We start from the raw sequence: 17,999 nt of genomic DNA on the forward strand, positions 1-17,999 counted from the left end.
TAGAGCAGTGAGGGTGTGCGTATCTTTACCGTGAATCGAGAGAGCGGAAGCTCCCTGAAAAGCAAGACCAAGACTGTGTGCACGCGCTCCAGACGCTCCCGCATCGCTTATGCCGCGTACATGATTGCGTTTACGGCTCTGGCCGCCTCGTCCCTCTCGGCCCCGTCTCTTTCGGCCCAGCCGCTTTCGGGTCAGACGCTCTCAGGTCAGGCCGGATCGCTGTCCGGCAACGTCGAGACGCTGTGCCAGCCGCAGGTGATCGGTAACCGACGCATTCCCAAGGAGTCGGTGTTGGCCAGGCTCTACAGCCGGCAGAACGACCTCTACGACCCGCTGGTGGTGGAGCGGGACTTCAACTCGCTTTGGAACACTGGCTACTTCGACGATGTGCGCATTGAGCGCGTCGACAGCCCTAAGTGCGTGCAGCTGATCATCTATGTCAAAGAGAAGCCGACCATTCGCGAGATCAATTACAAGGGCCTGGGCGCGATAACGCAGTCCGACATTCTGGACCGCTTCAAGAAAGCAAAGGTACCGCTTTCAGTCGAGAGCCAGTACGACCCCACCAAGATCAAACGGGCCGAGGTGGTGCTGAGAGACCTGCTCGCAGAGCACGGACACCAGTTCGCCACCATCCGGACCGAGGTCAAGACAATTCCGCCCGCGGCCGTCGCGATCACGTTCAATATCAAAGAGGGGCCGACCGTAAAGGTGGGCAAGATCGCCTTCCAGGGCAACAACAGCATCAACGATCGCACCCTGCGCGCCGCGATGAAGAACCTCCGGCCGATCGGAATTCCGCACTCGATCATCCTCGAGAATCTCTTTGCGCGAACCTTCGACGCGAGCAAGCTGGATGAAGACACTGAGCGCGTACGCCAGGCCTATCGCGACCGCGGCTACTTCAAGGCGCTGACCAGCGAGCCGACCACGCACATCCGCGACGCGGGTGGAATCAACCCATTTACTCTGCATCCGTCCAAGGGCAAGCGGATCGACATTTTGATGCCGGTAGAAGAGGGTTCGCGCTACAAGCTCGCCGGTATCACCTTCTCCGGCAACACCCACTTCACCAATACCAGGGCGCTGCGTGCGCAGTTTGCACAGAAAGATGGCGAGTACTTCAACGCAACCCTGTTCGGCAAAGGGTTGGATCAGCTGCGTAAGGCCTTCGGCGAAGGCGGATTCATCAACTTCGTAGGCACACCGGTCCCGACGATCGATGAAGCCAACAAGACGATTAAGCTGAACATCGATATCGATGAAGGCAAAGCGTTCTACGTCTCGCGAATCGAGTTTACCGGCAACACCATCACGCGCGACAAGGTCATTCGGCGCGAGCTCCTTCTGGAAGAAGGGCAGGTCTATAACAGTCGGCTCTGGGATCTTTCTATTCTGCGGCTCAATCAGCTCAACTACTTTGAGGCGTTGAAGGCCGAGCAGGACTCGGAGAGCCGCCAGAACACCGACGACGGAACTGTCGACCTGCTGCTGAAGCTCAAAGAGAAGGGCAAGAACTCCATCGGCCTCAACGGCGGCATCAGCGGGCTGTCAGGAACCTTTGTCGGGTTGAACTACGAGACCAATAACTTTCTCGGACTCGGTGAGACGCTCTCGGTGCAGGCAAATATCGGCGACCTGTCGCGCAACCTGAGCCTCGGATTTACCGAGCCATATCTCCGGGACAAGCCGATCTCGCTGGGCGCGCAGGTCTTCACCAGCAAGTACGACTTCAACCCGTCGAAGAGCCAGTCGGCGACCGGCCAGGCGGCGGGAAACCTGACGACGGCACAACAGTCGCTGCTGACGAACTATAACCAGTCGACAACAGGGTTGACGATCTCGGCAAGCGAGCCTCTGCGGCATCTGTTTGCAAAGACTGGCGTGACTCGTGTCGGTATCTCTTACTCGCTGTCGCGGTCGTCCGTGACAACGTTCAACCAGAACACGACCAACGTCTTTCAATCGCTCGCGTTCCGGTCGGGCGTTGCGGGGCAGAATCAGCTGAGCGGCATCATCACTTCAGTCGTGACGCCGAGCTTCACCTTCTCGAGCCTCGATCGCGCAGTCGGACCTCACAGCGGCAAGGACTTCAACATCTCAATGCAGGTTGCAGGTGTGGGCGGTAACGTGAAGTACATCTCGCCGATTGCCAGCTATCGCCAGTTCTTCCCGATGAAGGGTCTGAGGGTGAACCGCGAGGGCCACAATGTGCTGGGTTACCGTATCCAGCTGGCTCATACGCAAGGCTTCGCAGGCGAGGTTGCCCCCCCAACGCATCGTCTCTACAGCGGCGGCGAATCGGATCTTCGCGGCTTCGACATCCGGTCGGTCGGTCCCTACACCTTCATCCCGAATAAAGTTCAATACATCCTGACCAACCCCGATGGGACCTCGGTTCCGCGTGATCCGACCAACCCCGCACTCGGCCCGGTCCAGATTCCGCTGCCGATCTACCGCATGGTGTCTATCGGTGGAGACACGCAACTTGTCTCGAACATCGAGTACCGAATTCCGATTGTGAATCAGGTGACCTTCGCCTTCTTCAACGACTTTGGCATGACCTTCGACGCGTTGCACGGCCAGTTGCGTCAGAGCACAGCGGGTCAGTCGTTGATCGATGGCGCGCAGTACGGTTGCCCCACAATCGTCAACGGCGCCTGCTTCGGAGGCCAGTCGGTGCAGTTCCCGAACCTGCTGAAGATAGTCCCAGGGACAAACTTCGTTCCGCGGGACTCTCTCGGCGCAGAGATTCAGGTGATCCTGCCGATCGTCAATGCGCCGTTCAGGATCTTCTACGCCTACAATCCGCTGCGTCTTTACAAGACCGTTCCGCAGGAGCTGGCGGTTCCGAACTCCGGTCCTGACAACGTCAATACCTTCAAGAGCTACTTCCCAACCAATGGAGCGGGTCAGTTCAGCTACCAGCAGGCGCTTCAGTTCTATGGGGCTGATTACATCCTGCGTGAGCCAAGAAAGACCTTCCGCCTGACGGTAAGCACGACCTTCTAGAAAGACAGGTCCTCCCGGACGGCCTCCCTGCGCGGGAGGCGGTCACTTCGTGACGTGTATACCTTTCTTGCAACCGACGATCTGTAGTGGTCCTTCCGTTGGTCGGAAGAAAAGTTGATTCCGACCAGCGGGAGGACCACGCGAAGCTCTAAAAAGGCGTGTGAACGCCCGCGCTCCGCGTAGGAGGCCCGTCCGGCAGGACAAGATCCTCTAGTAGCTGCGCTGGTACATGCGGGAGATGCGGTCATGCCACCCAAGGCCGTCTTCATCCATCCACGCCCAAAGGAAGCCGATACCCAGCGGACAGGCAGCAAGGACCGTAGCGAAGATGCGTCGCCGCATAGCCGACCGCGTAGGGTTATCATCCGAAAAAGTGCAGAGGCCGACGCGGGCATAACGCATCCCGGGAGTCGCCTCGCTGAAGGTAAAGAAGAGAAGCTGATAGAGCAGAGTGAGAACCGCCAGAGTGCCGGCTGTACCGATAGCAGCGGTCTGCAGGCTCATGGGCACGCTGCTGGCAGCAAGATTTGCTGAGTCAGCAGAGAGCTTCCCGACGGTCAGCGCGAAGGCCGCGACAAAGCACAAAAAAGAAGCCGTAATGATGCACCCATCAACCATAGTAGCCATCAGCCGCAGGTTGAGAGGCGCAGCCTCTGGTCTGTGCTCAAGCTGAAAAGGTGCCTCTGGAGTTTCGACTGGCGCCGCGACAGGATGGGCCGCAAGCAGAATCGATGACCACTCCGGCGCGACAGACTCGACCACTGGAGTGGTAGAGATCTGTGCAGCTTCCACCTCAAAGATGCGAAGCTGCGCCGTCTGGCTGCCGTGCGGTGCCTGGTCGGCCTCCTCGCGCAACGGCCCTTCTGCCAGCCGCGGACGAGCCTTACGCGCCGCCACCAGCTGCCGCGGAAACTCGATCAGGTTAGCTGGAATCTCGATAGGAGGTCCGGACTCTTCAAAGATCGGAGCCTGGCGGAAGGCGATCTCCTCATCGAGAGCAAGAGTCTCTTCCTCATTTAAAGCTCCATACGTCTCGTAGATAAGAGGCCGGCTGGGGGGCAAGACTTGTTCCTGCAGCGGGCCACGGGTTGCGTCTTCATAGAGCCGCACCGTGAGTGCGGGGGCCGGAGCCTGAGCGGTCGCTGGAAGAGTGAGCGCGCGAGTTGCGGTGTCAGAGTGCTCCGCATTGGCGAGTCTCGGTTCGGCTAGCGCAGGCGCCGGAGGAGTCAGCGTCCACTGGTCGAGATCAGCCAGCAGCTGGTACTGGGCGTCGGCCACGGCCTTGGCGCTGAGAGCAGCCACCTCGGCTGCCGCTTCGGCCTCGCGAATCGCAGCTTCGGCCTGCTCGGCGAGAAACGTGCGATAGCTTGGCGAGTTGGCGTACCGCTCCGCAACCGCCGCGGCGATGCGGGACGACCGTGTCTTCTCAGGACCAGGCTGCGCAATGGCAGTGACCCCGGAGCCCGGCTGCTGCGTCCGGCGGGCGCGATGGGCGGCAAGACGTTGGGCTACCTGTTCCCTGAGCGCAAATGGTGCGCCCGCTTCCGTTTCGGCCCCGGTTTCGTCCAGTGGTAGCAGGTCACGCTGTGCAGAGCTCATTGTGCTCAATTCCAAACTCGCTTCCGTAAAATCGTTTAGCCTCAAAGAGTGGTGCGCCTGATTAGTCTCAAATCAAGTTTCAAGCCCGACGAACCTGGGATCAAGCCCCATGGGCAGCGCCGACGGCCTCTGCTCGCTCTGCTGTTCGGCGGCACGAAGCCGTTCCATCCCGTTGCGAAGGCTTGCGGCTTCTACTCCGGAAGCCTCCGAACCGCTGTTTACCTCTTGATAACTATCATGGTGCTCCCCGCAAGTCATCCACATCTGCGGGCCCAGCAGGTGACGACTCAGGCAACCCCCCTTTCTGATGCGCAAGATACGTCCTCGAGCCTGCCGGATGAGCGCCTGCCGGATGAGCCCGGCGCGGCGCGTTATCCAGAAACGGCGCAAAATCCACGAGCGACGCAATATCCGGTGGCCGAGGTGCTCCCCGCCACCGAGGACACCACCGACGTAAAGACAGAGGAAGACACGCTGTCGAGAAGCGGAAGCGTCGTCACCTTGGATGGAGACGTCATGCTGACCTATCGCGATCGCATCGTAAAGGCCGATCACATCGAGTTCGATCAGGCCTCAGGCGAGCTCACCGCGACGGGGCATCTGCACGTAAGCGGTGGCGCAAACCACGAGGACCTCACCGCCAGCCACGGCACCATGAATCTCAAGCAGCAGACGGCGACCTTTTACGACGTCACCGGCTCTGTCGGGCTCAAGAGCGCAGGCCACACGCTCACCTACTCCAGCAGCAATCCGTTTCTGTTCACCGGCCGCATGGTCGTACGGACAGGGCCGCAGTCCTATGAGATCTACGACGGCACCTTGACCACCTGTCAGCTCCCGCACCCCGACTGGATGCTCTACGCAGGAAAGTTTGCGGTCGACAGCGAGAAGGCGAAGGCCCAGAACAGCACCTTCCGGCTGATGAATATCCCTGTGCTCTTTTTGCCCTACGTAACCCACCCAACGGACTCCGAGCAGAGGCAGACCGGCTTCATGATCCCGGTGCCGGGTTACTCATCGACCAAGGGATTCACCCTCGGCGAGGAGTTTTACTGGGCGATCAACCGCAGCACCGACCTCACCGTAGGCGCGCAGTATTACTCCCTCCGCGGGTGGGAGCAGTCAGCAACGTTTCGATACCGCGGACTAGGCAATGACTTTGCGAAGGCCCGATACACCGGCCTGCTCGACCGTGGCATCTTCACCAGCGGCGTGTACCTGAATCAAGGCGGAGAAGATGCGACGGTTTCGGGGCGTCACGACTTCACTTCGCAGACGAGAGTAGTCGGGGATGTGGAGTATCTGAGTTCGTACGCCTATCGCGAGGCATTTGCCGAGAACTTCAGCGTCGCAGTGTCGAGCGACATCCTTTCGATCGTCTATGGCGTGCATCAGTGGGACGGATACTCCGCGTCGGCCCGTGTGGATCGATATCAGGGCCTGAAACAGGCTGGCGTAGCCGCGACCCCGACCACGCCGGCAATCCCGGAAGAACAGGTGAAGATCTTTCATGCGCCGTCGCTCGACTTCACCAGCACCGAGCACGAGATCGGCCGGACCGGACTGCTGTGGAGCATAGACGCCTCCCACGCCGGACTGTCCCGCGTGCAGCCGGACTTCTCTACCGGCGGGCTTACCCAGCGGTTCGACCTGCATCCCGAGCTCTCCTATCGTCTCGGCTTCGATGGATGGCACATGCTCGCGTCGATAGGCGCTCGCGAGACCGCGTACTCCAGAAGCAGGCAGGTTCCCTACGCCCCGATCGGAGTTCCAGTCGAGCTTCCCAACCCTCTCAACCGGTCCGATGTTGAGGTTGAGGCAGATCTGCGGGCGCCTGTGGTGGAGCGGACCTTCGATTCGCCACGCGTCGAAAAGCTCTTCGGCGGAAACGACGTGAAGCACACCATCGAGCCGGAGCTGACCTACCGCTACGTCACCGGCGTGAACAACTTCTTGAGCGTCCTGCGCTTCGACGATGCCGATATCGTAAGCAACACCAACGAACTGGAGTACGGAGTGACCCAGCGGCTGTTCCTGCGGCCCACAAAGGCCCGTCCCTGCAAAGAAAGACCCACGACCACCGCGCAGACCCAGTACTGGGATGACGATAGCGGCAAGGTTCAGACCAGGGGACAGGGTGGCAGCGAGAAAGATGCGCTGCCCAACTGCGGCAGTCATCCGCTGCTCAGCTGGCGGCTGACGCAGAAGCACTTCTTCAACGAGAACTTCGGCGGAGCCGTCATCAACGGCCGGCGAAACATCTTCGACACGACGCTGAACTTCTCAGGAATCGCATTTCTCACCGAGCCCAGGGCCATCTCCCCTCTGGTCTCCCGTCTGCGCCTGCGCACCTCCTCGCACATGGACGTGGAGTGGGACTTCGATCTCGACACCGGCGCAAAGAAGTTTACCTCCAACAACGTATTCGTGGACGTGCATCAGAACAACGTCTTTGCCGGCCTCAGCTACGCGCGGTTGAACGCTCCGGGCCGCTTCTATACTGAAGGAGTAACCTCGGCAGTCTCGGACTTCAATCAGCTGCGGCTGCTCCTGGGCTACGGTTCGCCGACCAAGCCGGGCCTCGGAGTGGCAGGCAACGTAGGGCTGGATCTCAACGCAAATAACACCGGCCTGGTGCAGTACGGTGCCGTGCAGGGGTCCTATAACTGGGACTGCTGCGGATTCAGCGTCGAGGTTCGCAAGTACGAGCTGGGCTCGGTGCGAAATGAGACCACGGAGAGATTCAACTTCACCCTGCTGAACATCGGAACAGCGGGCAATCTGCGGCGTGCAGCCAGCCTCTTCTAAGGCGCCGAAGTCGCGCTCTTCCGGGGACCGCTCCAAGGGGTCCGAAGCCTTGTAAATCGGCTCTGCGTGAGATAATCGAGGTATTGTGTTGATCGCTGTGAAGCCGTTCCGAACCCTGATCTTTGCCTTTACGCTGGCCGCCCTCGGCTGCCATGCACAGACCTCTCCGCAGACTGTGCCCCCTGGTGCCGGCGATGCTTCGGGCAAGCTCTCTCCTGAGCTCACGCGAAGGGTAGAAGTGCTCATCCGTTCCAGGGCGTCGATTCCTCCAGGCTATGTGATTCAGATCGGATCTCGTACCCGCAGCGACGTGCCAGGCTTTGACAAAATCAGCGTATCGTTCTTGGCCGACGGCAAGTCCAGCAAGCCCGCCGAATTTCTGCTCTCGACTGACGGCAATACCTTGGCTCAATTCAGTAAGTTCGACATCAGCAAGGATCCAAAGCTCCTCGTAAGCGGCGATGGCCGGCCTTCACGCGGCGGTCCCGCAAACGCGCCCGTGCTCATCGTCGGCTTTGACGACCTCGAGTGCCCCTACTGCGCAAAGATGCACGAGCAGCTCTTTCCCGCGTTGACCGAGCGCTATAAGGATCAGATTCATATCGTCTATCGCGACTTCCCGCTGGATCAGCATCCCTGGGCCATGCGCGCGGCGATTGATACCAACTGCGTAGGCGCCCACAGCCCTATGGGCTATTGGAATCTGGTGGACTACATCCACGCTCACGCCGCAGAACTCGGCGGCACAGACAAGAGTCTCGCCAAGGCTAACGAGACGCTCGACACCCTCGCGCGCGACGAAGGGAAGAAACAGAACCTCAACGCGGAGTCGCTGAATGCGTGCCTCGCCAAGCAGGATGACACGGCCATCAAAGCGTCGATCAAGCTGGGCGAAAGCCTGGGGGTAGACTCCACGCCGGCGCTCTTCATCAACGGAGAAAAGGTGGAGGGAGCGCAGCCCCTCGAGGACGTGTATCGTATGATCGATAGCGCGCTGATTGCCTCCGGGCAGACGCCTCCACCGCCGCCGACACCAATTCAGGCACAGCCTCAAACCCCGCCGGCGACCAAACCCGGCAACTAGCAGAAGAATGCAGGAGATCTGGATGCGGAATACGGATGTGCCGAGCTTGTCGGCCGAGAACGAACGTACTTCTAACACGCGCTCCTATCGCACCGCCTCGATTCCATTGCTCCCATTGCTGTTGACGATGGCTGCCGGGCTCTTGCCGGTTGCAGGATGCAACCACGGTCACAACGCCGACGTCGTCGCCACGGTCAACGGCCACGCCATCATGCAGGCCGACCTCGAGAAAGCCTACAAACTGCAACTCGGAGATGCCGCCCAACAACAGCAGCAGCCCTCGCCCGAACAGGCCGATTCGCTGCGCCTGAACCTCCTCCGCGAGTTGATCGATGAAGAGATCGTCGAACAGCGCGCCGCGAAGATGAACCTCACCGCGACCAACGAAGAGGTCGATGCAAAGCTAGCCGAGATGAAGGCTCCTTACACGGAGGAGCAGTTTCAGCAACGCCTGAAGGCCAGCAATCAGACCATCGACGATGTAAAGCATTCATTGCGTCGCAGCCTCACCATCAACAAGCTGCTCAACAAAGAGATCAACTCCAAGATCACCGTCACCGACGCCGATGTGGCCAGCTACTACAACCAGCACAAGGCCGAGTTCAATCTGCTTGAGACCAAGTACCGCCTCGCAACCATTCAGGTGACCGGTCAACCGTCGCCTCAGCCGGGAAACCTGCAGGGAAGCAAAGCGACCAACGACGTCGAAGCGAAGAAGAAGATTCAGGCGTTGAAAAATCGCCTGGACAGCGGCGAGGACTTCGGCACCATCGCCAGCAACTGGTCCGAGCAGCCCCAGACCGCGCCCAACGGCGGAGAAATGGGCTTCGTCGACGAGTCGCAGCTGCACCAGGATCCCACCGCCTTCAACGCCATTACCAAGCTGAAGGCCGGCCAGATCACCGACATCCTTCCGCTGCTCGATGCTCAGACGAAGCGCCCCGCCGGTTACGCAATCTACAAGCTGATCTCCCGCGACCCCGCAGGCCAGCGCGATGTCAACGATCCCCGTGTCCAGCAGGCCATCCGCCAGCAGTTGCGCGATGTGCGTTCGCAGCTGCTCAAGAGCGCCTACCTGGAGATGGTGCACGATCAGGCCAAGGTGGAGAACTTCTTCGCCGAACAGATCTTCAAGACCGACGCCCACTAACTCTCCAAATAATATCGCCACTCATCTCTCTCGGGAGGTCTCATGACGCAGCAGCCAGTGCGCTTCGCGATCCTTGGCTTTGGTCACCACGCAATTCGTCGGCTGCTGCCTGCCTTTCCCAGGTGTGAGCAATCCACACTGAGCGGGATGTGGCGCCGCGATCACGCTGCCGCCATCGCCAACTGCGCCGAGTACAAAATCCCTCACTGCTTCGCCACGCGGGAGGAGCTCTGCTCTTCGCCGGATGTCGACGTCGTCTTCATCACCTCACCTGACGCGATGCACCGCGACGACACGCTCCTTGCGCTAAAGCACGGCAAAGCAGTCCTGTGCGAGAAGCCTCTGACCATGAGCACAGCACAGGCCAAAGAGATGAACGCCGCAGCCAGCGCGTCCGGTCTACTCTTCGGCGTCGCACAAAACTTTCGCTACAACCGAAGCCTCGAGTGGATGCGCGACCAAATCGCCGCTGGCCTCATCGGCACCCCACAGCTTGCACGCGCCGAGTACTGCTATCCCGCCACCAACTCCGCAAGAAAGTGGATCATCGACGCAACGCTGGCTTACGGCGGACCCATCGGAGATGTCGGCGTGCACTGCATCGACGCCCTGCGCTTCGTTCTAGGCAATGACGTCATCAGCGTCGACACTCTGGCCCGCAAAGACGCCTCCTCAGGCAACCTCGAAGCCATCGCCTCGCTCCAGATGGAGATGACTGGCGACATCTTTGCCACGGTGACCACTAGTGCCCGTGCACCCTACCGCTCTCTGGTCGAGGTCAACGGCAACAATGGCGTGATGACCGCCGAAGGGTGTCTCACCGTCGATCGCCCAGTAGAGATAGTCGTTCGCCGCGCAGGCGAGGTGGTCGAGCGAGTCACCCTCGACAACGGCGATGGCTACACGCGAATGCTGGATAGCTTCGCCGCTGCCCTGCGCAGTGATGGCGACTTCGCGGCTACCGGCGAAGATGGTCTCCACAACATGCGGGCGCTCGATGCAGCCATAGCGAGCTGGCGCAGCGGATCCCGCCAGAACCTCCGCACCTCCGCAGACTCTTAGCGCAAAGCCGCAGCCAGGGCAGAAGTCCCGCCGTGATGCAGAATCGCAAGATCGCGCTCAGGCGCCGGCGGCAGATACCTCTTGTAAACGCTCACGTGGAAGCACGACTGTTGAAACTCCTCTTCCACATCCACTTTTCCCGATTGCACCAGCGGCAAAAGATAGCCCCGAAGCCACGCAATCTCCGTCAGCGAGAGGCCATGCTTCGCAATATCGACAGCCTGCCCCGTCAGATGCGGAGAGGCCGTGTCGCCCTCAGCCGGCGCCGCATTGCCGTTGATGTGCACCAGGTGCTGCTGAAATTCAACTGTGCGTACAGCGGAGTTCACCTGCAGTGGCGAGTGAAAGCGAGCGTAGTGGGCGCGCGCCAGCGTTGCGAGAAACTGCGCTGTCCACGGACGGCAGTAACGCCGGTTGACCGGTAGCCGATCATCCACCTGGAGAGCCTCGCTCTCAGGCAGCGCAACCAGCAACTTTTTCCCGCGCATATCCACCAGGTCGCCATCATCCTGAATGCGGGAGAGCCCATCGCGATCGGCGACCTCGTTCTGATGAACGAGAATCTCGTGCGAGCCCTTCAACGGCGGAGGCATGATGAGCCGCCCACGCTTGTTATAAAGATTAGGCAGAATCACCGGAGTCGAGGCCACCTCTTCCACGCTGGCCAGTTGCGGCCTCTCCGCCGCCGGCCGAACCACGCTGATGACAGGAACGGGCTTGGCCACAGAGACCGGCTTCGACGAAGTCGACGACTTGCGCGCAGGTGCAGCCGTAGCCTGACGTGTCTCGTTCAGTTCTTCGGAGCGCTCTTCCTGGCGCGCTTCGGGGCGCAACGTCCCGTGGATCGCCACAGCAGTTTGGGTCTCCACCTGGGTCGACGCGGCCGCCTTCAGAAAATCCTCTGATGTAGCCTTCAACGGCGTCCCGGCGGAGGCAGCCAGCTCAGGTTGCGTCGCCTTCTGGCGCGAGGCGCGAACCGCATGGCGCAGATGGCGTCCGCCTGCTGACCGCCCATGAACGCGCACGCTCATAGGTGGATCGGTCTTTGGAGTGGGCGCGCTGTGATGCTTCGAGCTATGCGTTGCATGCGACGGTTTCGCGGCGGTCTTCCGTCGGTCCGGATGCTTCGCCACCGCAGCGGCAACAGTCTTCTTATGGGCCGAGGGATGATGCATCGGTTTGGCGAGGCTGCCTGCGCAAGAAAAACACAGAGCCGCAAGCGCCAGAAGGGCCGGGATGGGGGCGGTCAAACGCATCATGTTTTTGGAGACGCGGAGACGCCAGAGCAACTCCTAAGTTAAACGTTCGTGAGAGAGCATGGAAGTGACGAGGTGGGTTCCGTATACTTGGTCGTTAACAGGGGGAGTGGATGAGGAGAATGTTGCTGGGCTTCGGTCTGGTCGCTGTCGGGTTGATTGGGTGGGGCTTTCAGGCAGCAACCGTGCAGGCGGCGCAGGATGCGGCAGTCGCGCCCGAGTTCTACACGACCAGGGTCCAGCCCATCTTTCAGGCCAACTGCTACCGCTGCCATGGGGGAATGAACCACCGTGGCGGATTGAATATTCAAACGCGAGCAGGAATGTTGAAGGGCGGCCACGAGGGCACCGTGCTCATTCCAGGCGATCCCGCAAACAGTCTTCTGGTGCGGCTGATCCGCCATGAGGGCCCAGCGAAGGACCCCATGCCCATGCCACCGAAGCAGCCAAAGCTCTCCGACGCGGACATCGCAACCGTCGAGCAGTGGGTAAAGGCAGGCGCGATCATGCCGGCCGATCCTCCGCCGTAACTCTTCCTCAAAGTGAGCACCAATCCGCTAAGAGCTGGATGGAGTTCTCGTTCCCGTCTCCGGCCTCTCCTGGCTCCGGACGAACAGATTCTTAATCCGGCGGCGGAAGTAGAAGAGCGCTCCTGAGACCGCCGCGCTGATGCCTTGAAACATAAGCAGGCCTGAACCGGGATCAACGTAAGCATGGGCTTGGCGCTCAAAGGCAAAGCTGAGCGCTAGAAAGAGCATCAGCGTGATCGCGAATCGCTTGAAACCAAAAGTCATTCTGTTGCCTCTGGGGAGGTGTGCCTCAGGGGGCCCAATCTCAATGAAGGTGAAGACGCAATGCGCAGGCAAAAGTTTCGGTTCCATGAATACTTCGTGTATCGAAAGCTAAACACATCTTTTATCTTGCATTTCGTCTTGAACTTCTATTCAGAACTCTAGACCGCCCTCAATACTGACAGTCGGTTTTTATCGAATAAAATAATCCGCAGGTCCGCGCACGTCCCATATTGGGATCTTCGCGAAGCAGAGGCTCGAAGGATTTTTCCACCCATCGTCAGGGCTTCGCGGGCGTCTCTGTGTGCACCTGGGCAAGCCATCTCCCGCTCTTGGGTTGACGAACCCAGACCGTGACGGAGTTATTGTCATTCTTCATTACGGTGGGTTTCTCTGGCGTGCCGCACTGGAACGTATTCACTACGTGATACGCAGTAAGCGCAGAGTCTGGCGTCAGAATACGAACCTGCAGATCGCGAAGCTCATACGACTCAAGCTTGCAGTGCTTCAGCGTGATCAGCAGCGTGTCCAGAGCCTGAATGTGCTCGTCCACCAGGATGAAGTCTTCCGTAAACAGACTGCGAACCGTCCCGAAGTCGCCTTCAGCCATCGTCGTCCAAAGATTCTGTTCCAGCTTGACGATATCGATCGAGGCAGGCAGCGGTGACGAAGCCGCAGGGGTCTGAGCAACTGCTCCGGAACCAAGAAGCGAAGCGATAACCAGAAGGAGGAGACGCATGGGGATTATCTTAGCGTCTCCCTCCCGTTATGGACGCCGGAAGGTTGTACCCAGTTCAGTTCGCCGGCGCCGTTGCCGACTTGGTCCCCACCCGACGGACAGAAGCATCGACGATGGCATAGAGCAGTTGTCCATGATCGGCCTTTGCCTTTGCCTTGATGTATTCGCCCGCGCGTTTGCCGGCCTCAGCGCTCTCCGGAAGCGTCAGGCCCCGTGTCTCCGCCGAGATCTCCGCCAGTTGCTGAACGATGTCGAAGAACGTCCCCTCATTCTTGCCGGCAAGCTGCCAGCAGTCAGAGACCGTGCAGGTCAGAATCTGCTCCTTCGTCCAGTTGTGGGCAGCAGTCGAGTCTGCCGAAGGAGTAATCGTCGCAGCCGACGGTTGCTGAGCCGAAGCGCAAAGGCCAACTGCGGTCAGAGCGAAGCAGAGTGCGAGGCGAGAGAAGAGGCGCATGGGGATCGTTCCTTTACGTTCGTAGGTTAGAAAGGCGTCTAGTAACGGTGATAGCGGTCATCGCGATTGTTCTGGGCAGCGTTGCCGACCACGGCGCCAATACCTGCACCTGCGGCCCCGCCAATAATCGTTCCTTTCAAGCCGCCACCGAACACCGCGCCCAGAATTGCACCGCCCCCGGCGCCGATCAGCGCGCCCTTGCCAGGTCCGATGCCCCCCTGATTATCTCTGTAGTGATCGTCGTGGTAGCGGCGATCCCGATCGTTATAGTAGTTCCCGCCGCGTCCGCCGTTGCGCATCCCGCTGTAGTAGGCGTTGTTGTTGTTATAACGCTGTGCGAACGCCGGAGCGCAGCTCGCAAGCAGCAGAGGAGTCAGAAGGACCGCGTTTCGTAGCTTGGTCATCCCCGGTTAGATGCCGAATCTCCTCGTCGCGCAGAGTTAAATTCGCAGGTCCAGCCAGGGAAGGTAAGTGCCAATCCGCCACAAGTTAGGAAATATAGCCAGTTAGGAATATAGCCAGCCCCTTGATGGAATCCCGGAGATTTGATGGAACCCCGGAGATCGAGCACTAGCCGGAACCCAGGCCGCCGAAAGTAACCTCGAAGGGTGTATCCCCAATTAGTTCATCCCTTTTAAGATCAGGCATCATCTATCCAACAAGAATCAAACAAGCCAGTAAAGTCGATTTCGTCTATTTGCCCTGCAGGATCGTCTCATCTTGCAGTAGCTTTCAAACAGCAGCATTTGGAGGGGGATTGTGAAGCATCGAATCGGTACCATCTCGGCAGGCGTAGTGGCAGGCGCCGCGATAAGCTTCATGGCACTGGGTCTCGCCGGCTCTCTCATGTCCGCGCAAACAACTCCATCGCCCGCCCCGCACAAGCCAAGAACCTCCTCCAAAACAGCAATGGCAACCTGGTCGCCCGACGTCCAGAAGGCACTCGGCATCTCCTCCGACGACTTCAAGACCGACGGCCTCAACAAGCTCACCCAGGTCCAGCTCAACAATCTCATGAACTCCGCCAAACCCGATCCACGCAAGCACTGGCTCGTCTGCCCAGCCAGCGGAACCGCACCCTCCGGCCAGATCCACGTCCTGCTCACTGTCGCCGGCGACGACTCTACCGGTGCCATCGCCGGCCAGATCCGTCAGGCCATCAGCGCCCTCACCGGCGTCACCGTAGTCGACACCGTCGCCAACGCCGACCGCACCCTCCACGTCGTCATCCAGGAGCAGACCACCGCCAAACGCACCATCGGCTTCACCGCCTCCTACCTCACCGGAACCCCCTGCACCGAAGAGGTCGCCGGCAAGAAGAAGGACGTCGAGCTCAAAGGCACCTTAGGCACCTACACCGACGCGAAGGGCGCAGGCCTCGCCATGGACCTCGCCGGAATGCTCGATCAGGATCTGCAGCCGCTTCGCGCAGGCGCCGCAACCCACTAAAATCGCCCATCAAATCCAGTAGGCAAGCATCCAGCAGGCCAGCAAGCCAACCCGTCACCGCCAGCACCCGAGCCACTTGCCTCGGCCTGGATAATTTTTTGTTCGCCGCACCTACACTTTGCATCTCACTCAGTGGAGGTTTGTTATGAAAGGACTCCCTTGGATTCTGGTCGGCATGGGAATTGGCATCGCCGCAACGTATGTGCTGTTCTTCGATCAACTCTCGGACAAACCCGAGCCAGCCTACGACATCGGTTATGACGGATTTACCGATGCCGCCCGTAAGACCTTCGCCTGGGGCACAAAGAAACAGGCCGAGGGCAAGGTCGGCTCCTTCGCCGGAGCCATCAAGCAAGGCGTTGGCAATCTCACCGGCAACCAGAATCTCGCTGACGAAGGCGCAGCAGACCGCGTCGTAGGCAACGTTAAAGACGTTGCAGGACGCATCGGCGAAGCCGTCGGACAAACCATCCACGAATTGAACTAATAGAAACAAAGCTGCAGCAATAGATTTGGGCCCACGGTTCTCATGCAACAAAAACCGCCCATCCGCGCAATGTTCCGTTGCGAAGGTGGGCGGTTTGTTTAAGATGAGCGGTTCGTTTAAAGCGGGCCATCCTCCTGACCCTGAACAAAGTCGAACCGAGCGAACGATCCCCGCATCTGCAATAACCCAGCGCAGCCCAACTCAGGGCAACCCCACCCATCCATACCGAGTCGTACCTGTCAGGTGGAGTAGTGCAGTACCGCTGACCATCCGGAGGTTTTATGATCTTTCGCAAAAACGCTTGGGCCCATCTCATGCTTGCTGGTGTGCTTTCTCTCAGTGTTGTGCCCGCTGGCTTGGCGCAGTCTTCGCAAGACAGCGATGTAAATAGCTGGTCCGCGCCACGCGGCTACGACATGGCTTATCCCGAGCACGGCACCCCCAACATGGTCGCTCGTCAGGGCTACGCCGCAGGCTTCAACCAGGGCCAGGCCGACCTATCCCGTGGCACGTCATTCAAACCCACCGAGAACAAAGCCTACGCTCACGCGAAGATCCCTAAGGGGATGGACAAAGACACCTTTAAAACGGAGTTTCGTGAGTCCTTCGTGAAAGGCTACACCAACGCCTACAAGGGTCAGTAGCAGTCGGCAAGTGCGACAACTCAAAGTAACAAAGCAATGCCCGCTCTTCGTGAGCAACGCAGCAATCACGAAAGCAGGCATCTTTGTGTCGGTCAGCTGTGTCGGTCAGCTTGTGATGACCGGTTAGCTCTTGTTGCGATGACCGGTTAGCTCTTGTTGTGATGATCGGTTAGCTCTTGTGATGCTGCAGCGCCGCACGAACCTTATCCACATGCGTCCCATGCACGCGAATCGCCTCATGCAGCGCGTCTCCCGTCACTCCAAACTCCTTCGCCCAGTAGTGAATATCGGACGACATCTTCGGATTGATCTCCTTCGGGTCATGCGGACCCTTCTCTGGCTCAACATGCTCCGCGTGAGGCGTGCGAGCTTTGGACTTCTCAACTTCTTCGTGTTCATGCGGCCGTGCCGGATCTGGATGAGACATCGATTCACTCCTCTTTTCTCGTTTAGAAATTAAAAATTCAAACCCTGAAACTCATCGGCCCCAGGAACTAATTCTTCAAGATCGTCATCCTGATCCTGAGCGAAGTCGAACGGGGAAGGATCCCCGTATCTGTCTTTATTCAAGGTCATCCCGCTGTTGTATTTTTGGATGCGACATAAATCCATTCCCCTTTAGCTCGTTCTTTTCAGCTCGTTCCTCTCGTTAGATGCGGAACCAGCGAGGCACGCCCCCCTGAGGCGGATCCTCTGCGACTTTCGTTGCAAATCAGCAACTTACCTCTTGTCTTGCACACGGAGACAGCGTACCGTTCGACCTGACTTCAAAACTTTGTTGAGACTAGGTCGTACGAAAAAAAATGCGTTCTCTCCTTGCTTCCCTCCTGTTGGTTCTCTCTGGATTCGGCAATCCCGCCCTCGGACAATCCGCACAATCCGCACAACAAGCTGTCACCAATCCACCCGCTCCCGCACCACTCCCAGCCGCTGCTGTAGCCGCCAACCCAAACGCACCCGACGCCTCAGGCAGGTACATGCTGCGTGATGGCACAGACGTAAATCTCCAGTTCGCGCAGGATCTCAGCTCCAAGACTGCATCCGAAGGCGACCCAGTAACGCTCACGCTGGTCGACGACCTGAAGGTAGGAAACATCGTCGTCGCTAAGGCAGGAGACAAGGCCATCGGCGAGGTCACCAAAGCCGAGAAGTCAGGAATGATGGGCAAGGCTGGCGATCTGAGCATCCGCCTCAACTACCTCAAGGCAGGCGACACCAAGATTAAGCTGCGCGGCACAAAAGGCAAAGAGGGCGAAAGCGGAACCACCGGCGCCGTAGTCCTAACCGTACTCTTCGGACCCATCGGCCTCATCAAACACGGCAAAAACGTAGAAATCAAACAAGGCCAATCCCTCCACGCCTTCGTCGGCGACGACATCGCGCTGGTCCCAGCCATCTAAAGTTCAGGTTGGGTTGGTCATCTCATCCTCTTCTACATTCCTCACGTGAAGTGGATGCGATGCG

17 protein-coding genes are annotated in these 17,999 nt (G+C 59.2%); 10 read left to right on the forward strand and 7 right to left on the reverse strand.

The window, feature by feature from the left end; genetic code table 11:
* Nucleotides 1-15 precede the first annotated feature (15 nt).
* Nucleotides 16-3,012, forward strand: a complete 2,997-nt coding sequence (bamA, locus tag RBB75_RS08970) for an outer membrane protein assembly factor BamA (protein ID WP_179640473.1) — start codon at nt 16-18, stop codon at nt 3,010-3,012.
* A gap of 210 nt (nt 3,013-3,222) precedes the next feature.
* Here the strand turns inward: bamA and RBB75_RS08975 are convergent, their stop codons facing one another.
* Nucleotides 3,223-4,611: an RDD family protein gene (locus RBB75_RS08975; RefSeq protein ID WP_179640474.1), complete on the reverse strand. Its 1,389-nt coding sequence runs from the start codon at nt 4,609-4,611 to the stop codon at nt 3,223-3,225.
* 51 nt (nt 4,612-4,662) lie between these two features.
* On the opposite strand from RBB75_RS08975, the gene RBB75_RS08980 reads away from it, so the two are divergent.
* The 4 genes from RBB75_RS08980 (at nt 4,663) to RBB75_RS08995 (ending at nt 10,715) form a co-directional block, all read left to right on the forward strand.
* Nucleotides 4,663-7,419, forward strand: coding sequence for an LPS-assembly protein LptD (locus tag RBB75_RS08980; RefSeq protein ID WP_353070233.1), 2,757 nt, complete (start codon nt 4,663-4,665; stop codon nt 7,417-7,419).
* A gap of 85 nt (nt 7,420-7,504) precedes the next feature.
* The gene (locus tag RBB75_RS08985; RefSeq protein WP_179640475.1) at nt 7,505-8,503 is read left to right on the forward strand and encodes a DsbA family protein; all 999 of its coding nucleotides are present in this window, start codon (nt 7,505-7,507) and stop codon (nt 8,501-8,503) included.
* 22 nt (nt 8,504-8,525) lie between these two features.
* Entirely contained in the window at nt 8,526-9,653 is a 1,128-nt protein-coding gene (locus RBB75_RS08990) for a SurA N-terminal domain-containing protein (protein ID WP_257031305.1), read from the forward strand.
* Between the two features lie 42 nt (nt 9,654-9,695).
* Entirely contained in the window at nt 9,696-10,715 is a 1,020-nt protein-coding gene (locus RBB75_RS08995) for a Gfo/Idh/MocA family protein (protein ID WP_353070234.1), read from the forward strand.
* Here RBB75_RS08995 and RBB75_RS09000 read toward each other — a convergent pair.
* Entirely contained in the window at nt 10,712-11,974 is a 1,263-nt protein-coding gene (locus RBB75_RS09000; RefSeq protein WP_353070235.1) for a DUF5715 family protein, read from the reverse strand. The genes RBB75_RS08995 and RBB75_RS09000 overlap by 4 nt on opposite strands.
* A gap of 110 nt (nt 11,975-12,084) precedes the next feature.
* On the opposite strand from RBB75_RS09000, the gene RBB75_RS09005 reads away from it, so the two are divergent.
* Nucleotides 12,085-12,501 (forward strand): c-type cytochrome domain-containing protein, encoded by a 417-nt coding sequence (locus RBB75_RS09005; protein WP_179640478.1) that lies wholly within the window; start codon nt 12,085-12,087, stop codon nt 12,499-12,501.
* A gap of 27 nt (nt 12,502-12,528) precedes the next feature.
* On the opposite strand, the gene RBB75_RS09010 is transcribed toward RBB75_RS09005, so the two are convergent.
* The 4 genes from RBB75_RS09010 to RBB75_RS09025 all read right to left on the reverse strand — a co-directional run bounded on the left by RBB75_RS09010 (nt 12,529) and on the right by RBB75_RS09025 (nt 14,359).
* Nucleotides 12,529-12,765, reverse strand: a complete 237-nt coding sequence (locus tag RBB75_RS09010; protein ID WP_179640479.1) for a hypothetical protein — start codon at nt 12,763-12,765, stop codon at nt 12,529-12,531.
* A 277-nt stretch (nt 12,766-13,042) separates the two neighbouring features.
* Nucleotides 13,043-13,501 carry a nuclear transport factor 2 family protein gene (locus RBB75_RS09015; protein ID WP_179640480.1) on the reverse strand — a complete coding sequence of 153 codons (459 nt, stop codon included), beginning with the start codon at nt 13,499-13,501 and terminating at the stop codon, nt 13,043-13,045.
* Between the two features lie 55 nt (nt 13,502-13,556).
* Nucleotides 13,557-13,955 carry a hypothetical protein gene (locus RBB75_RS09020; RefSeq protein ID WP_179640481.1) on the reverse strand — a complete coding sequence of 133 codons (399 nt, stop codon included), beginning with the start codon at nt 13,953-13,955 and terminating at the stop codon, nt 13,557-13,559.
* A 38-nt stretch (nt 13,956-13,993) separates the two neighbouring features.
* The gene (locus RBB75_RS09025) at nt 13,994-14,359 is read right to left on the reverse strand and encodes a hypothetical protein (protein ID WP_353070236.1); all 366 of its coding nucleotides are present in this window, start codon (nt 14,357-14,359) and stop codon (nt 13,994-13,996) included.
* A gap of 355 nt (nt 14,360-14,714) precedes the next feature.
* Between RBB75_RS09025 and RBB75_RS09030 the strand changes: the two genes are divergently transcribed.
* From RBB75_RS09030 to RBB75_RS09040, 3 genes are all read left to right on the forward strand, one after another.
* A complete protein-coding gene (locus RBB75_RS09030; protein WP_353070237.1) occupies nt 14,715-15,404 on the forward strand; it encodes a hypothetical protein in 690 nt (229 codons plus the stop codon).
* 145 nt (nt 15,405-15,549) lie between these two features.
* On the forward strand, nt 15,550-15,891 hold the full coding sequence (locus RBB75_RS09035) for a CsbD family protein (RefSeq protein WP_353070238.1): 342 nt from the start codon (nt 15,550-15,552) through the stop codon (nt 15,889-15,891).
* 281 nt (nt 15,892-16,172) lie between these two features.
* The gene (locus RBB75_RS09040) at nt 16,173-16,535 is read left to right on the forward strand and encodes a hypothetical protein (protein WP_353070239.1); all 363 of its coding nucleotides are present in this window, start codon (nt 16,173-16,175) and stop codon (nt 16,533-16,535) included.
* Between the two features lie 169 nt (nt 16,536-16,704).
* On the opposite strand, the gene RBB75_RS09045 is transcribed toward RBB75_RS09040, so the two are convergent.
* Nucleotides 16,705-16,962, reverse strand: coding sequence for a DUF3606 domain-containing protein (locus RBB75_RS09045; RefSeq protein ID WP_179640485.1), 258 nt, complete (start codon nt 16,960-16,962; stop codon nt 16,705-16,707).
* Nucleotides 16,963-17,338: 376 nt separating this feature from the next.
* On the opposite strand from RBB75_RS09045, the gene RBB75_RS09050 reads away from it, so the two are divergent.
* Nucleotides 17,339-17,935, forward strand: coding sequence for a hypothetical protein (locus RBB75_RS09050; protein WP_353070240.1), 597 nt, complete (start codon nt 17,339-17,341; stop codon nt 17,933-17,935).
* Nucleotides 17,936-17,999: the final 64 nt, after the last annotated feature.

It is taken from the genome of Tunturibacter empetritectus, from assembly GCF_040358985.1.
Taxonomy (GTDB): Bacteria; Acidobacteriota; Terriglobia; order Terriglobales; family Acidobacteriaceae; genus Edaphobacter; species Edaphobacter empetritectus.

What these genes read in the sequence shown, in the direction of transcription:
- RBB75_RS09045 (WP_179640485.1), bottom strand. Translation starts at nt 16,962, where the DNA reads ATGTCTCATCCAGATCCGGCACGGCCGCATGAACACGAAGAAGTTGAG.
- RBB75_RS09010 (WP_179640479.1), bottom strand. Translation starts at nt 12,765, where the DNA reads ATGACTTTTGGTTTCAAGCGATTCGCGATCACGCTGATGCTCTTTCTA.
- RBB75_RS09015 (WP_179640480.1), bottom strand. Translation starts at nt 13,501, where the DNA reads ATGCGTCTCCTCCTTCTGGTTATCGCTTCGCTTCTTGGTTCCGGAGCA.
- RBB75_RS09050 (WP_353070240.1), top strand. Translation starts at nt 17,339, where the DNA reads ATGCGTTCTCTCCTTGCTTCCCTCCTGTTGGTTCTCTCTGGATTCGGC.
- RBB75_RS09025 (WP_353070236.1), bottom strand. Translation starts at nt 14,359, where the DNA reads ATGACCAAGCTACGAAACGCGGTCCTTCTGACTCCTCTGCTGCTTGCG.
- RBB75_RS09035 (WP_353070238.1), top strand. Translation starts at nt 15,550, where the DNA reads ATGAAAGGACTCCCTTGGATTCTGGTCGGCATGGGAATTGGCATCGCC.
- RBB75_RS08990 (WP_257031305.1), top strand. Translation starts at nt 8,526, where the DNA reads ATGCGGAATACGGATGTGCCGAGCTTGTCGGCCGAGAACGAACGTACT.
- RBB75_RS09040 (WP_353070239.1), top strand. Translation starts at nt 16,173, where the DNA reads ATGATCTTTCGCAAAAACGCTTGGGCCCATCTCATGCTTGCTGGTGTG.
- RBB75_RS08995 (WP_353070234.1), top strand. Translation starts at nt 9,696, where the DNA reads ATGACGCAGCAGCCAGTGCGCTTCGCGATCCTTGGCTTTGGTCACCAC.
- RBB75_RS09000 (WP_353070235.1), bottom strand. Translation starts at nt 11,974, where the DNA reads ATGATGCGTTTGACCGCCCCCATCCCGGCCCTTCTGGCGCTTGCGGCT.
- RBB75_RS08975 (WP_179640474.1), bottom strand. Translation starts at nt 4,611, where the DNA reads ATGAGCTCTGCACAGCGTGACCTGCTACCACTGGACGAAACCGGGGCC.
- RBB75_RS09005 (WP_179640478.1), top strand. Translation starts at nt 12,085, where the DNA reads ATGAGGAGAATGTTGCTGGGCTTCGGTCTGGTCGCTGTCGGGTTGATT.
- RBB75_RS09020 (WP_179640481.1), bottom strand. Translation starts at nt 13,955, where the DNA reads ATGCGCCTCTTCTCTCGCCTCGCACTCTGCTTCGCTCTGACCGCAGTT.